The organism is Staphylococcus sp. GDY8P47P, from assembly GCF_016892225.1.
Classification (GTDB): Bacteria; Bacillota; Bacilli; order Staphylococcales; family Staphylococcaceae; genus Staphylococcus; species Staphylococcus borealis.
In genome coordinates, this window is sequence record NZ_JAFENV010000067.1 from 1 (window position 1) to 774 (window position 774).

At 38.5% G+C, this 774-nt stretch carries 1 protein-coding gene; it reads right to left on the reverse strand.

The features are described 5' to 3' along the window. Nucleotides 1–774, reverse strand: a 774-nt coding sequence (locus JVV30_RS13105) for an adenylosuccinate synthetase (protein WP_204194366.1), incomplete at both ends; no start/stop codon positions are given.

Below are 774 nucleotides of genomic sequence, written 5' to 3' on the forward strand. Positions count from 1 at the left end.
ACCTACTGAGAAGATTGAAATGTTAACATTACATAATTCAGAAATACGCTCTAAGTATCTACGTGCGTTATCTGGTAATTCATCTAATGTACGACATTTTGTGACATCTTCTGTCCAACCTGGTAATTCTTCAAAGATAGGTTGGCATCTTTGTAAGTCACTTAAGTTTGCTGGGTACTCAGTAATTTCTTTACCATCTAGCTCATATGCTGTACAAATTTTCACTGTGTCTAAACCTGTTAAGACGTCGATTGAGTTAATAGACAGATCAGTAATACCACTTGCACGACGAGAATGACGTAATACTACAGAGTCAAACCAACCGACACGACGTGGACGTCCTGTTNNTGTACCGTATTCACGACCAACTTCACGGATATGATGACCATCTTCATCAAAGAGTTCCGTTGGGAATGGGCCGTCACCTACACGTGATGTATAAGCTTTACATACACCAATAACTTTAGAAACGAATGTTGGACCTACACCGCCACCTACAGTTACGTTTCCAGCAACTGGATTACTTGATGTAACAAATGGATATGTACCATGGTCAATGTCTAACATTACACCTTGTGCACCTTCGAATAATACTTTTTCTTCTGCAACAAATGCATCATCCAAAACTTTAGCTGTATCTGTAACGAATGGTGCTAAGCGTTGTCCAGCTTCATAATAAGCATCGAAAATTTCTTCAAATGTAGGACATTCTTTATCGAACATGCCTTTGAAATACGCTGCTTTATGTTCAAGGTTTTCTTTTAATCTTGTTTC